Source organism: Vibrio sp. MACH09 (assembly GCF_033238805.1).
GTDB lineage: Bacteria > Pseudomonadota > Gammaproteobacteria > Enterobacterales > Vibrionaceae > Vibrio.
Genome location: NZ_BSFZ01000001.1, coordinates 1,629,847 through 1,642,108, shown reverse-complemented (window position 1 = coordinate 1,642,108; position 12,262 = coordinate 1,629,847). Strand labels below are relative to the sequence as shown.

Annotated in this window: 12 protein-coding genes and 1 pseudogene; 9 read left to right on the top strand and 4 right to left on the bottom strand. The window is 40.3% G+C overall.

Features of this window, described 5'->3' with window-relative positions; all coding sequences use genetic code 11:
* Nucleotides 1-203: 203 nt before the first annotated feature.
* Complete coding sequence (locus CHJ_RS07245; protein WP_317917305.1) at nucleotides 204-1,040, bottom strand: S1 RNA-binding domain-containing protein; 837 nt, start codon at nucleotides 1,038-1,040, stop codon at nucleotides 204-206.
* 159 nt (nucleotides 1,041-1,199) lie between these two features.
* Nucleotides 1,200-1,676 (bottom strand): PaaI family thioesterase, encoded by a 477-nt coding sequence (locus CHJ_RS07240; protein ID WP_171751931.1) that lies wholly within the window; start codon nucleotides 1,674-1,676, stop codon nucleotides 1,200-1,202.
* Nucleotides 1,677-2,024: 348 nt separating this feature from the next.
* Between CHJ_RS07240 and CHJ_RS07235 the strand changes: the two genes are divergently transcribed.
* Nucleotides 2,025-3,080 (top strand): 3-deoxy-7-phosphoheptulonate synthase, encoded by a 1,056-nt coding sequence (locus CHJ_RS07235; RefSeq protein WP_171751930.1) that lies wholly within the window; start codon nucleotides 2,025-2,027, stop codon nucleotides 3,078-3,080.
* Between the two features lie 10 nt (nucleotides 3,081-3,090).
* Nucleotides 3,091-3,572: pseudogene (locus CHJ_RS07230) on the top strand (YajQ family cyclic di-GMP-binding protein).
* A 41-nt stretch (nucleotides 3,573-3,613) separates the two neighbouring features.
* Here the strand turns inward: CHJ_RS07230 and CHJ_RS07225 are convergent.
* On the bottom strand, nucleotides 3,614-4,558 hold the full coding sequence (locus CHJ_RS07225) for a bifunctional precorrin-2 dehydrogenase/sirohydrochlorin ferrochelatase (protein ID WP_317917304.1): 945 nt from the start codon (nucleotides 4,556-4,558) through the stop codon (nucleotides 3,614-3,616).
* 503 nt (nucleotides 4,559-5,061) lie between these two features.
* Here CHJ_RS07225 and CHJ_RS07220 point away from each other — a divergent pair.
* From CHJ_RS07220 to CHJ_RS07195, 6 genes are all read left to right on the top strand, one after another.
* A complete protein-coding gene (locus CHJ_RS07220) occupies nucleotides 5,062-6,069 on the top strand; it encodes an amino acid ABC transporter substrate-binding protein (RefSeq protein WP_171752059.1) in 1,008 nt (335 codons plus the stop codon).
* Between the two features lie 65 nt (nucleotides 6,070-6,134).
* Nucleotides 6,135-7,340, top strand: coding sequence for an amino acid ABC transporter permease (locus CHJ_RS07215; protein WP_317917303.1), 1,206 nt, complete (start codon nucleotides 6,135-6,137; stop codon nucleotides 7,338-7,340).
* Between the two features lie 2 nt (nucleotides 7,341-7,342).
* Entirely contained in the window at nucleotides 7,343-8,440 is a 1,098-nt protein-coding gene (locus tag CHJ_RS07210) for an amino acid ABC transporter permease (protein ID WP_171751926.1), read from the top strand.
* 21 nt (nucleotides 8,441-8,461) lie between these two features.
* Complete coding sequence (locus CHJ_RS07205) at nucleotides 8,462-9,211, top strand: amino acid ABC transporter ATP-binding protein (RefSeq protein ID WP_171751925.1); 750 nt, start codon at nucleotides 8,462-8,464, stop codon at nucleotides 9,209-9,211.
* 238 nt (nucleotides 9,212-9,449) lie between these two features.
* A complete protein-coding gene (locus tag CHJ_RS07200) occupies nucleotides 9,450-10,112 on the top strand; it encodes a Bax inhibitor-1 family protein (protein ID WP_171751924.1) in 663 nt (220 codons plus the stop codon).
* Nucleotides 10,113-10,206: 94 nt separating this feature from the next.
* Nucleotides 10,207-10,536 carry a TusE/DsrC/DsvC family sulfur relay protein gene (locus CHJ_RS07195; RefSeq protein ID WP_171751923.1) on the top strand — a complete coding sequence of 110 codons (330 nt, stop codon included), beginning with the start codon at nucleotides 10,207-10,209 and terminating at the stop codon, nucleotides 10,534-10,536.
* A 99-nt stretch (nucleotides 10,537-10,635) separates the two neighbouring features.
* On the opposite strand, the gene yccX is transcribed toward CHJ_RS07195, so the two are convergent.
* Complete coding sequence (gene yccX, locus CHJ_RS07190) at nucleotides 10,636-10,896, bottom strand: acylphosphatase (RefSeq protein ID WP_216613513.1); 261 nt, start codon at nucleotides 10,894-10,896, stop codon at nucleotides 10,636-10,638.
* 164 nt (nucleotides 10,897-11,060) lie between these two features.
* Here yccX and CHJ_RS07185 point away from each other — a divergent pair, with 164 nt between their 5' ends.
* A complete protein-coding gene (locus CHJ_RS07185; protein WP_317917302.1) occupies nucleotides 11,061-12,254 on the top strand; it encodes a class I SAM-dependent methyltransferase in 1,194 nt (397 codons plus the stop codon).
* Nucleotides 12,255-12,262 lie beyond the last annotated feature (8 nt).

Sequence of the window (12,262 nt, the reverse complement as noted above, 5' to 3'; positions counted from 1 at the left end):
GGAAGTTTAGCGTTACTCAATTAAGCGTAGGTTCTATTCTTCAAATACTCAGTTTAGAACCTTTCCCCTAAGCCCAGCCATTGAAAATGCTGGGCTCTTTTTTGAACAGAAGCAAAATCGCTAATTTTTTAACCAGCCTATTCAAAACATAATACAAATAATTAAGGCCCTATTGAGAGCCTTAATTTGGTAAAAAACAGATATTATTTCGCGAGATAAATGCCATCTTTCTCTATCGTAATCTTGCCAGCTTTATATAGCCCACCAATACTCTTTTTAAATGTTCCTTTACTGGTTCTAAATAGAGCAAATATCGCCTCAGGTGAAGATTTATCATTCAGTGGCAAAAATCCTTCTTTCTTATTGAGTAGATCAATTATTTTTTCACTTAAATCATCCATCTTACTCACTCCGACCTTCTGTAATGAAAGATCGATCTTTCCATCGTCACGGATATTTTTTATATAACCGTTAAGTTTCTTGCCGATATAGAGTTTACCAAATACATCTGAAGAGAAAATCATTCCCCAGTGCATACCTTCAACGATCGCTTTAAAACCGAGTTCACTTCTTTCTGCAATAAGTAATTCAACACGCTGATTGTGACTATATATAGCAGGCGTTTTGTCCAGTATCTTATTAAACTTGGTAGTGCCTACAATACGACCTGAAGCACGATCACTATATACATAGACTAAAATGTTTTGTCCTACATTTAATCGAGATCGTTGCTCACTATATGGAATAAGAAGATCTTTCTTACCAATTCCCCAGTCTACAAAGGCACCCGTGTTATTGACACCAACAACTTCCATCATTCCCCACTCACCAACCTGAGCGATGGGTTGTTCGGTTGTTGCCGTTAACTGGCTGTCTGAATCAAAATATAAAAAGACATTTAAAGATTGCCCAATCGTTACTTCTTGTGAAACAAAACGTTTTGGTAACATAACACTGCCATAATCACCAGCGTCTAAAAACAGACCGAAATCTTCTACTTTAACGACCTCTAAGGTGTTTACCTGGCCAACTTTAATCATCTATCTATACTCGTCACTTTATTAGAGGGGAGGATTATACCCAATCCATAATAAGAAGCGAGCACCGAAGAGCTCTGTTTTGGCTTAGCGCCAATCACGCCCTATTCTCTTCCATTCGTTATCACGAGTCAGCAAACCATTACTCGTATGGTCAACACTCTAGTTTATAACTTTAATTGAGAGTGTCAGGTCAAACTCGGCCATTGGCTCGTCACCATTAATAGATGGACATGTCGCAATAATCTTAACAGAGCGGTTAACACGCTCCCCAGTACGAAAACTCTCCTCTAAAAGAGTATCTATTGATTTCCCCTCACTGCAGGTGAATACAACATCCGCCTCAGGTCGTTTAAGAAAACGCCCTTGAACCTCTTTAAAAGCCAAAGAAACTTTCTTATTATTCTCTTTTGCTTTGCTCATGGCGAGAAAACCACCGGCAACATCTGCGCCCACAGCCAATACGCCGAAATACATGCTATTGAGGTGATTCTTTGTTCTTCTTCGCAATGGAATTTTAACCACCACTTTCTCTTCATCTATCGCAATGATTTTTGGTCGACACAACCAAATTAACGGGACTTTAGTAAAGGCAAATAGATTTAGATATAAGTTCATTTTCGTTAAGTTAGAGAGCATATAAACACCAAGTTAATAACTGATTGGACCAGTAAAGCGATGAAAGTTTTAATTGTCAACACAATGTTAACAAAATGCTGCAAACATTAGACTAATTACTCAAGAAAACGACCATTCGCCCAAAAAGGTGTGTAAATGCATTATTTAGATACATCAACAGCACTCACTCCTGTCACTTATCGCTTGAAACTTAATAGAACGACCGCTCCAAATCCCTTGTCTATCGGTCTCATGAATATATTTACACCTTAAAGAAGATTTTTTTTTAAATGATTCGAAAACATAGTTTATTACTGATTCTATTTCCGTTATCTTTAGCCCTTCGCCATAAGAAATACAGTTGCACAAATGCCATTAAAAACTGATGAGCTGAGAACTCAGCCACTCGGGCCGATGCCCACTCCAGCAGAACTAGTTGCTCAACACCCGATTACCGATGATGTTGCAGAAAGAATCGAATATTCTCGTAAGCAAATAGACAAAATATTAAACGGCCACGACAATCGCTTGTTAGTGATCGTTGGTCCTTGCTCAATACACGACACTGATGCTGCTTTAGATTACGCTCGTCGATTAGCAGATATCCAAGACAACTACTCTGACGAACTATTTATTGTTATGCGTAGTTATTTTGAAAAACCGCGTACTGTTGTTGGTTGGAAGGGACTCATTACCGACCCAAATCTAGATGGCTCCTATGCCTTAGAAACCGGCTTAAATAGAGCCCGTAAATTGTTACTAGATATCAATAAACTTGGTCTCGCAACAGCGACTGAATTTTTAGATATGATCACCGGACAATATATTGCCGACTTGATCACATGGGGCGCGATTGGAGCAAGAACGACTGAGTCTCAAATACACCGAGAAATGGCATCGGCTCTTTCTTGTCCTGTAGGATTTAAGAACGGTACCAATGGTAATGTAAAAACAGCCATAGATGCTATCCGTGCTTCTCATGCTAGCCACTATTTCTACTCTCCAGATAAAAATGGCCGTATGACCGTATATCGCACCAGCGGTAATCCATGGGGACATGTTATTCTTAGAGGCGGTGACACGGGCCCTAATTTCGATCAATCATCCATTCGTTCCGCATGCGATAGATTGGCAGAATTTAATTTGCCAGAGAGGCTAGTGGTCGACTTTAGTCACGCTAATTGCGAAAAACAGCATCGTAAACAATTGGATGTCGCCAAAGATATCTGTCAGCAAATTCGTTCTGGTAGCCAGAATATCGCTGGCATTATGGCTGAAAGCTTTATAGAAGAAGGAAATCAACCAATGGATGACCTCTCTTCATTAACCTATGGAAAATCCATAACCGATCCTTGCCTAAGCTGGCAAGATACTGTGTCTATGCTCGATGAGCTGGCAGATGCGATAAAAAGCGTAAATAAATAGGAGTAAAACTATGCCATCTTTTGATGTTATTTCGGAAATCGATTTAGTTGAACTAAAAATGCTGTCGATAATTCAAACCGTGAGCTATCTACTCGTTTTGATTTTCGTAACGTTGAAGCCAGTTTTGAGTTGAAAGACGAAACGGTAAAGCTCGCGGCACAAGATGACTTTCAGCTAAGACAAATGCTGGATATCTTGCGTGCGAATCTCGCTAAGCGAGGTGTTGATGCCTCAGCAATGGAATCTAAAGACAAAGATCAATCTGGCAAAAACTGGTATCAAGACGTTCAGTTCAAGCAGGGAATCGAAACACCGGTTGCTAAGAAATTGGTTAAGGCACTAAAAGACGCCAAACTAAAAGTTCAAGCTTCAATACAAGGTGATAAAGTACGAGTCACTGGCAAAAAACGTGACGACTTACAAACAGCAATCGCACTAATTAAAGAAACTGAACTCGGCCAACCGTTCCAGTTTGACAACTTTAGAGACTAATAAATCGTTGATAAGTGCACATCTAGGGAAGCCTCGCTTCCCTAACCTACAACCTTAAACAGGTTATTATTTAAACGGTTAATACCTTTAAGATCATCAACATCCAACTCACCTTTTGGGATAAATATGCATATTTGTCGCATTTCCTCAGAGCCTTTTTTCGTCAACAACTCGGAAAGCTGTTGCAAATCCTGATACTCGACTCTATCCGCATCTCGCCTACACAGGTCAACAAAGTCAAATGGACACGACGTTGGATAATAGACAATGTCTGCAAGCTGCATTATTCGTAAAGTCTTGATAGAAATCAGTTCAACATCTTCACCAAACTCTATCCAATTATGTGACACTGTCTCTTTTATTTTGCCTTGTAACACTCGATAATATATCTCATCAAGCTCTTGCTCTGTGCTCACTAAACTTATTGATTTATCGTCAAAAAATCGTTCCCAAAATGCTCTCCGTTCAGCAACCGTCGCAAATTCGTCCTGAATCTCTTGTCGTTTTCTTGCAGCATATTCTGCGTATAGAGAGATATTCTGCTCTAGCAGCATCTCAATCTTTTTTCTTATATTTCGTACCAGTACAGGAGAGGCGCCTCCACTAGAAATTGCGACTTGAATTCTCCCTCTATTCACCACAGATGGAGTAATAAAATCACAATAAGGTTTGTCATCCACGACATTAACCATTACCCCACTACTTTTGGCATTTTTATGCACTTGGTGATTCAGTTCTGAGTCATCAGTCGCAGCCCAAGCTTGAACAAAACCCGTCATCAGATCAGATGAGTAAGGTTGACTTAGCCACTGACAAACGCCTGAATCAACAAGTTCATGCAGAGAAGATGTTAACTGAGGTGAAACAATCGTCACTCTAGCCCCCGCCCTCACTAGCATATCCACTTTACGTGTGGCCACATCACCACCGCCAACAACCAAGACATTCTTACCATTTAAATCATAAAAAAGTGGAAAATACTGCATCTTGCTCTTAATACTCCATCATAACTAGAAGGTTTCGCACCAAAATCGGGCATAAAATTAACACAATGTTTACATTTGAAACTATTAACTATTAAATTTCCGTTTCATTGCAGATATCCCCGTTAATTTATCGCAATAAAGCAGCATATATATCTACAAATAGCTCAATATTCAGATTAAACAACGAGATGCACTATGAGTGACACCATTGCACTATTTACAAATATGCTACATTTCGTCATTCTAATGTCAGTTAAGATTCGCGCTCAACAAATTAGACAATACTAACGCAATTAACTTAATGCACCTAACAACATACTAAATGGGTGCTTTGTCCGTAAGAGTAAGTTAGCTCAAACATAAGATAGGGATATTATATGCAATCTAAGATTAAAATCGGTTTAATTTCGTCTGCAGTACTGCTTGCATTAGCGGGATGTGGAGAAACCAGTAGTCAAGCTGATAAGGATCGTATTAGCGCTCTTGAAAAACAAATCGAAGAAATGAAAAGCCAATCTAGCGCTAGCACTGCTGCTCCTGCTGCAGTCGCGTCATCATCTGAAGGTACGCTGTCTAAAGTCGAATCTAAAGACTATTTGACGTGTGGCGTGAGTACAGGCCTACCTGGCTTCTCTAACCCTAACTCTAAAGGTGAGTGGGAAGGCATTGACGTTGCCTACTGTCAGGCTCTCGCGGCTGCAGTACTTGGCGACAAAACGAAAGTTAAGTATGTCCCTCTTACCGCAAAAGAACGCTTTACCGCTCTTCAATCTGGTGAAATTGATATTCTTTCTCGAAATACAACTTGGACTCTTCATCGTGATACCGCACTAGGATTAAACTTTGTTGGGGTAACTTATTATGACGGTCAAGGCTTCATGGTAAATAAAGGACTTGGTCTTAAGAGTGCTAAAGAACTTGATGGCGCATCAGTATGTGTGCAGTCAGGAACGACAACTGAACTTAACTTAGCAGACTACTTCCGCAACAATAATATGTCTTATAAGCCTGTTGTATTCGATACAGCGGCTCAAACATCGAAAGGGTTTGATTCAGGACGTTGTGACGTGCTAACTACCGATCAGTCTGGTCTATATGCACTTCGCCTTAACTTGAAAGATCCAAGCTCAGCAGTAGTTCTACCAGAGATCATCTCAAAAGAGCCGCTAGGCCCAGTTGTTCGTCAAGGCGATGATCAGTGGTTCAACATTGCTAAGTGGACACTTTCAGCCATGATTAATGCTGAAGAGTACGGTATTTCATCACAAAATGCGGATGAAATGTTGAAGTCGAAAGATCCTAACATCAAACGTATCTTAGGCGTTGACGGACCAAAAGGTAAAGCTCTTGGTATCAGTGATGACTGGGGTTATCAGGTAATTAAACAAGTAGGTAACTACGGTGAGCTATTTGATGCAACTGTAGGTGAAGGATCTCCACTTAAGATTTCTCGAGGCGTTAATGCCTTATGGAACAATGGTGGCTTCATGTACGCTCCACCAATTCGTTAATTGGATAGTAGTGATGGGCGGTGAAAACCGCCCTTTATTCAATGAATTTTTGAGGTTAAAGCTGTATGAAACCCACTAATACAAATGTACCAGATTCAACATCTTTGGTACCCAAAAACACCAACCTCCTGTATAACCCAACGTTTCGATCTGTCGTCTTTCAACTTATTGCAATACTGGCTCTAAGTTACTTTTTTTATACCATTGTAAATAATGCATTAAGTAACCTTGAAGCTCGAGGTATTGCGACAGGCTTTGATTTCTTGAGTCAAGAAGCCGGGTTTGGCATAGGTTTAACGCTGGTAGAATATGATGAAACATTCTCTTATGGTCGAACATTCATCATTGGCCTTCTCAACACCGCTTTAGTATCTTTCTTAGGTATTATTCTCGCCACGGTCGTTGGTTTTACCGTTGGTATAGCGAGATTATCTTCTAACTGGTTGGTAAGTCGTCTAGCCGCTGTATATATTGAAATTTTCCGAAATATTCCATTATTACTACAGATATTCTTTTGGTATTTTGCTGTATTGCAAGCCCTCCCTTCCGCCAGAGATAGTATGAGCCTAGGTGAGGCCATTTTCCTCAATGTACGAGGTCTTTACTTTCCGGCGCCTGTGTTTGAACAAGGAAGTGGTTTTGTTATAGCAACATTTTTAATTGGCGTTGTTGCGACAATATTTATTAATATTTGGGCAAAAAACCGACAAAAGCTAACCGGACAGCAACTTCCAATTGGGCGTGTTGTACTACTTTTATGCATTCTCTTTCCAACCGTGGTTTATTTCATGGCTGGTTCACCAATCTCTGCTGAACTTCCAGTACTAAAAGGATTTAACTTCCGTGGTGGTATCAGTATTTTACCCGAACTAGCAGCGTTACTTTTGGCATTAAGTATATACACGGCCTCCTTCATCGCGGAAATAGTTCGTTCCGGTATCAATGCCGTGAACCATGGACAAACAGAAGCCGCAATGTCTTTAGGTTTGCCTCGAAATAGAACACTTAAGCTCATTGTCATACCACAAGCATTGCGCATCATTATTCCACCACTAACCAGCCAATACTTAAACTTAACTAAAAACTCATCATTAGCAATGGCGATTGGTTATCCAGATTTAGTTTCCGTATTTGCAGGAACGACCCTAAACCAGACAGGTCAAGCGATTGAAATCATCGCAATGACCATGGCGGTATATCTTACTCTCAGCCTCGTTACCTCTGCGCTGATGAATATATATAACCGAAAAGTAGCCTTAGTGGAGAGATAACGATGAAAGTGCATCAATTTCAACCTGACCTCCCACCCCCTTCGAATACCGTAGGTTTAGTGAGTTGGCTTAGGAAAAATTTATTTAACGGTCCAATCAATAGCATCGTTACCCTGATACTTGGTTACCTAGCCATCAGCATGATTTGGTCTATTGTTGGCTGGGCATTTGTTAACGCTGATTGGATTGGTACAACTCGAGATGCTTGTAGCCGTGACGGGGCATGTTGGGTATTTATTAGCGTTCGATGGGATCAGTTTATGTATGGCTTCTATCCTGAAGCTGAACTGTGGCGCCCTCGCCTGTTTTACGCAACATTAGCACTATTTGTCGCAGCACTTATGTACGAAAAAACGCCTAAGCGGACTTGGATCTGGCTGTTTTTTGTTAATGTTTATCCCTTTATCATTACCGCTCTTTTATACGGTGGCATATTTGGTCTAGAAGTCGTCGAGACTCACAAATGGGGAGGCCTTCTAGTAACCTTAATTATCGCTATTGTTGGTATCGTTGTTTCCCTTCCAATTGGCGTCGCATTAGCGCTAGGAAGACGCTCTGAAATGCCAATCATTCGAAGTATGTGTACCACCTACATTGAAGTATGGCGTGGCGTACCTCTGATTACCGTTCTATTTATGGCATCGGTTATGTTGCCTCTGTTCTTATCTGAAGGTTCTGAAACGGATAAATTAGTTAGAGCGTTAATTGGCGTTGTCATGTTCAGTGCTGCTTATATGGCAGAAGTTATTCGCGGTGGCTTGCAAGCTATTCCAAAAGGACAGTATGAAGCAGCCGATGCGTTGGGCTTAAGCTACTGGAAGAAAATGGGCTTAATCATTCTTCCTCAAGCATTGAAAATTACCATTCCATCGATTGTAAATACCTTTATTGGTTTGTTCAAAGACACCAGTTTGGTATTAATAATTGGTATGTTTGACGTATTAGGTATAGGTCAAGCGGCGAACACCGACCCTGAGTGGTTAGGTTTTGCCATAGAAAGTTATGTATTTGTCGCGTTAGTGTTCTGGGTGTTCTGTTTTGGTATGTCGAGATACTCGATTTGGCTAGAAAACAAACTCCACACCGGTCACAAACGATAGTTAAGAATTCAAGGACGTATTATGACGCAGCAACAAGATTACGTAATTCGGTTAGAAGATATGAATAAGTGGTACGGTGAGTTCCACGTGCTTAAAAACATTAATTTGAAAGTTAAGAAAGGCGAAAAAATCGTTATTTGTGGCCCTTCTGGTTCCGGTAAATCAACTATGATTCGTTGTATTAACCGTTTAGAAGAGCATCAAAAAGGAAAGATTGTCGTAGCAGATAACGAACTGACGGAAGATCTTAAGAATATTGAAGCAGTAAGGAAAGAGGTTGGGATGTGTTTCCAGCACTTTAATTTGTTTCCTCATCTGACCGTTTTAGAAAACTGTACGCTTGCACCTATCTGGGTAAAGAAAATGCCTAAGGAAGAAGCGGAAAAAATTGCTATGAAATATCTAGAACGCGTTAAAATTCCAGATCAGGCCGAAAAATTCCCCGGCCAGCTTTCAGGTGGTCAACAACAGCGTGTTGCTATTGCTCGCTCACTATGTATGAACCCTCAGATCATGCTATTTGATGAGCCTACCTCAGCACTTGACCCAGAAATGGTGAGAGAAGTGCTTGACGTTATGGTTGAGCTCGCGGAGGAAGGCATGACCATGCTATGTGTCACGCATGAAATGGGCTTCGCCAAAGAGGTGGCAGATAGGGTTATTTTTATGGACGCAGGAGAGATCATTGAAGAAAACAACCCTGTAGACTTCTTTGAAAATCCACAATCGGATCGAACTCAAAACTTCTTGAGTCAAATCTTGAGTCATTGATTAAAGTGCATCACAATAGAGATGAGGCAGCTTAGCTGCCTTTTTCAAAAATCTCATGTTTTCAAAAATATCATGATATTTTGGGGTTACGAAATATTTTGTTACAACTACAATAACAACTAACCTTTTCAATATATAGGATAATACTTATTCTCCTATATAAATAGGACTTGAAAAATGCAACTTTCAGTCCAATATATACACTAAGTAATTAGTCAGTTACATTTTGAGGAAGATTATGAACAGTCCAATGGTTTCTCGCTCGTCTACACAACAAAGCGTGATTCAAACAAACAAAGTATTACGCAACACTTATTTCTTGCTATCAATGACGCTACTATGGTCAGCCGTTGTTGCAGCATTTTCCATGGCACTTAATCTACCACGCCCAGGCCTAATCATTATGTTGGTTGGTTTTTATGGCTTACTGTTTTTGACAGAGAAAAACCGTAATAACGGTATGGGACTGGTATTCACTTTCCTATTTACTGGTTTCTTAGGTTATACCATCGGCCCTATCCTTAACATGTACATCGGTGCAGGTATGGGTGATGTTATTTTAACAGCGTTAGGCGGTACAGCATTAGCATTTATGTCTGCGTCGGCATACGCGTTAACAACTAAACGTGACCTTTCATTTCTTAATGGAATGATGCTTGCTGGTTTCGTTGTACTGGTCGTTGGTGTGATTGCAAATATCTTCTTGCAAATGCCGGTACTGTCTCTGGCATTGAGCGGAATGTTTATTCTGTTCTCTACTGGTGCTATTTTGTTAACAACTCAAGGCATCATTCGCGGCGGAGAAACAAACTACATCTCTGCAACGATTACATTGTATGTATCTATTTATAACATCTTCATTAGTCTTCTAAGCATCTTAGGTGTAATGAACGACGACTAAATGATTACTGCTATTTTAAAGCCCGGTTTAATACCGGGCTTTTTTATTGGCTGAAAACACGATATTCTCTTGAAAAAAATCAGTGGATATTTATATGTTCGAGTACAAGGGCAAACAAATAGCAACAGACCCTGAAGGCTATTTACTTAATGTCGATGATTGGGACGAAGGAATGATCCCTCTACTGGCCGAGACAGAGGGAATAGAAGTAACGGATTCGCATAAAGAAGTGATCCACTTCGTGCGTAACTTTTATCAAGAATTCAACACATCGCCAGCGATTAGAATGTTGGTAAAAGCGATGGCAAAAGAGTACGGTGAAGAAAAGGGAAGTAGCAAATATCTATTTACCTTATTTCGGAAAGGACCCGCCAAGCAAGCAACCAAATTAGCGGGCTTACCAAAACCGGCAAAGTGTCTATAGCGAGTACTTATCCTTTGGGCTAGTAATATCCACCCTGATTTACCAGCCCTGCTTTCGCTATTTTATCCTGATAAATCATTCCTGTATAACTCGCATCAGCTAATACTTTATTTCAAATCCTTTAAACACTTGGGTGTTGTGAGCATATTTGACGACACCATCCACCCGAGAACTTTTTGGCCCTTTAGCTAGCCATTGGTGCAAGGATTCCAACTCCTTCTCATTGCCAGTGGCAATAACTTCTACATCTCCATTGTCTAAGTTCTTTGCGTAACCAGTAAGGTTTCGTTTAAGACCTTCATAACATGTGTGGTATCTAAACCCGACGCCTTGAACCATTCCTGATACAACAAAACGCATACTTATGTTATTCACATTAATCCTCCTTAAACACTTGAGCAGAATAATTTGTCTTCTGTATGATCATATTGAGTATATAAACACCAAGATTTAAAACAATCATTATTGCTTTTCGAACGTTAATTCCCCACAATACCGCTCCTTCAATTATTACGGATTTCATCATGACGGTAGCTATTTATCTTGAAAAAGGCCGAGACAAATCACTTAGGCGCAAACACCCTTGGATATTTTCAAGAGGTATTAAAAGAATAGATGGAGAACCGACGTTAGGTGAAACTGTTGATGTATATTCCCATCAAGGTGAATGGTTAGCAAAAGCGGCGTTCTCCCCTGCTTCTCAAATTAGAGCTAGAGTTTGGTCTTTCAATAAACAGGCTATCGACCGCCAGTTTTTTATCAAACGAATTCAGCAAGCACAGAAGCTAAGAGATGAGGTAATTGCTCGTGACGGTTTAAGTGGATACAGATTGATTGCAGCTGAGTCAGATGGCTTACCAGGAATTACCATAGACAGGTATCAAAACTTCTTAGTCTGCCAGTTGCTCACCGCTGGGGCTGAATACAACAAACAATGTTTGGTTGAAGCTCTCGTATACTGCTACCCCGACTGTAATGTGTATGAACGCTCTGACGTATCTATGCGTAAAAAAGAAGGCTTAGAACAGACCATAGGCGTTCTACATGGTATTGAGCCACCATCAGAAGTCATCATTGAAGAAAATGGTATCAAAATTAGCGTCGACATCAAAAACGGACATAAAACAGGTTTTTATCTGGACCAGAGAGATAGTCGTCTGCAGTCGATGAAGTATGTATCAGATAAAGAAGTTCTTAACTGTTTCTCATACACAGGTGGCTTTGGACTTTACGCCCTCAAGGGAGGCGCTAAGCGTGTTATCAATGCTGATGTTTCTCAACCAGCTCTAGATATGGCGAAACATAACGCTCAACTAAACGATTTTGATCTGTCCAAAAAACGTGCGGTATTTTTAAATGCTGATGTCTTTAAACTGTTGCGCGAATACCGAGATCAAGGAACCAAATTTGATGTTGTTATCATGGATCCGCCTAAATTTGCAGAGTCAAAGGCACAGTTAAATGGTGCTTGTCGTGGATACAAAGACATTAACATGCTCGCGATGCAAATTCTGAAACCTGGTGGCACGCTTTTAACTTACTCTTGCTCTGGTTTAATGGAACAAAATTTATTCCAAAAAATCATTTCTGATGCAGCGTTAGATTCTGGCCGCAGCGTAAAGTTTGTAGAGCGTTTTGAACAAGCAGCGGATCATCCAATTGACACGGCATATCCAGAGGGCTTTTACCTTAAAGGCTTTGCCTGCAAGGTATTCTAACTACGCTA

What these genes read in the sequence shown, in the direction of transcription:
- CHJ_RS07245 (WP_317917305.1), bottom strand. Translation starts at nt 1,040, where the DNA reads ATGATTAAAGTTGGCCAGGTAAACACCTTAGAGGTCGTTAAAGTAGAA.
- CHJ_RS07240 (WP_171751931.1), bottom strand. Translation starts at nt 1,676, where the DNA reads ATGCTCTCTAACTTAACGAAAATGAACTTATATCTAAATCTATTTGCC.
- CHJ_RS07235 (WP_171751930.1), top strand. Translation starts at nt 2,025, where the DNA reads ATGCCATTAAAAACTGATGAGCTGAGAACTCAGCCACTCGGGCCGATG.
- CHJ_RS07225 (WP_317917304.1), bottom strand. Translation starts at nt 4,558, where the DNA reads ATGCAGTATTTTCCACTTTTTTATGATTTAAATGGTAAGAATGTCTTG.
- CHJ_RS07220 (WP_171752059.1), top strand. Translation starts at nt 5,062, where the DNA reads ATGAAAAGCCAATCTAGCGCTAGCACTGCTGCTCCTGCTGCAGTCGCG.
- CHJ_RS07215 (WP_317917303.1), top strand. Translation starts at nt 6,135, where the DNA reads ATGAAACCCACTAATACAAATGTACCAGATTCAACATCTTTGGTACCC.
- CHJ_RS07210 (WP_171751926.1), top strand. Translation starts at nt 7,343, where the DNA reads ATGAAAGTGCATCAATTTCAACCTGACCTCCCACCCCCTTCGAATACC.
- CHJ_RS07205 (WP_171751925.1), top strand. Translation starts at nt 8,462, where the DNA reads ATGACGCAGCAACAAGATTACGTAATTCGGTTAGAAGATATGAATAAG.
- CHJ_RS07200 (WP_171751924.1), top strand. Translation starts at nt 9,450, where the DNA reads ATGAACAGTCCAATGGTTTCTCGCTCGTCTACACAACAAAGCGTGATT.
- CHJ_RS07195 (WP_171751923.1), top strand. Translation starts at nt 10,207, where the DNA reads ATGTTCGAGTACAAGGGCAAACAAATAGCAACAGACCCTGAAGGCTAT.
- yccX (WP_216613513.1), bottom strand. Translation starts at nt 10,896, where the DNA reads ATGCGTTTTGTTGTATCAGGAATGGTTCAAGGCGTCGGGTTTAGATAC.
- CHJ_RS07185 (WP_317917302.1), top strand. Translation starts at nt 11,061, where the DNA reads ATGACGGTAGCTATTTATCTTGAAAAAGGCCGAGACAAATCACTTAGG.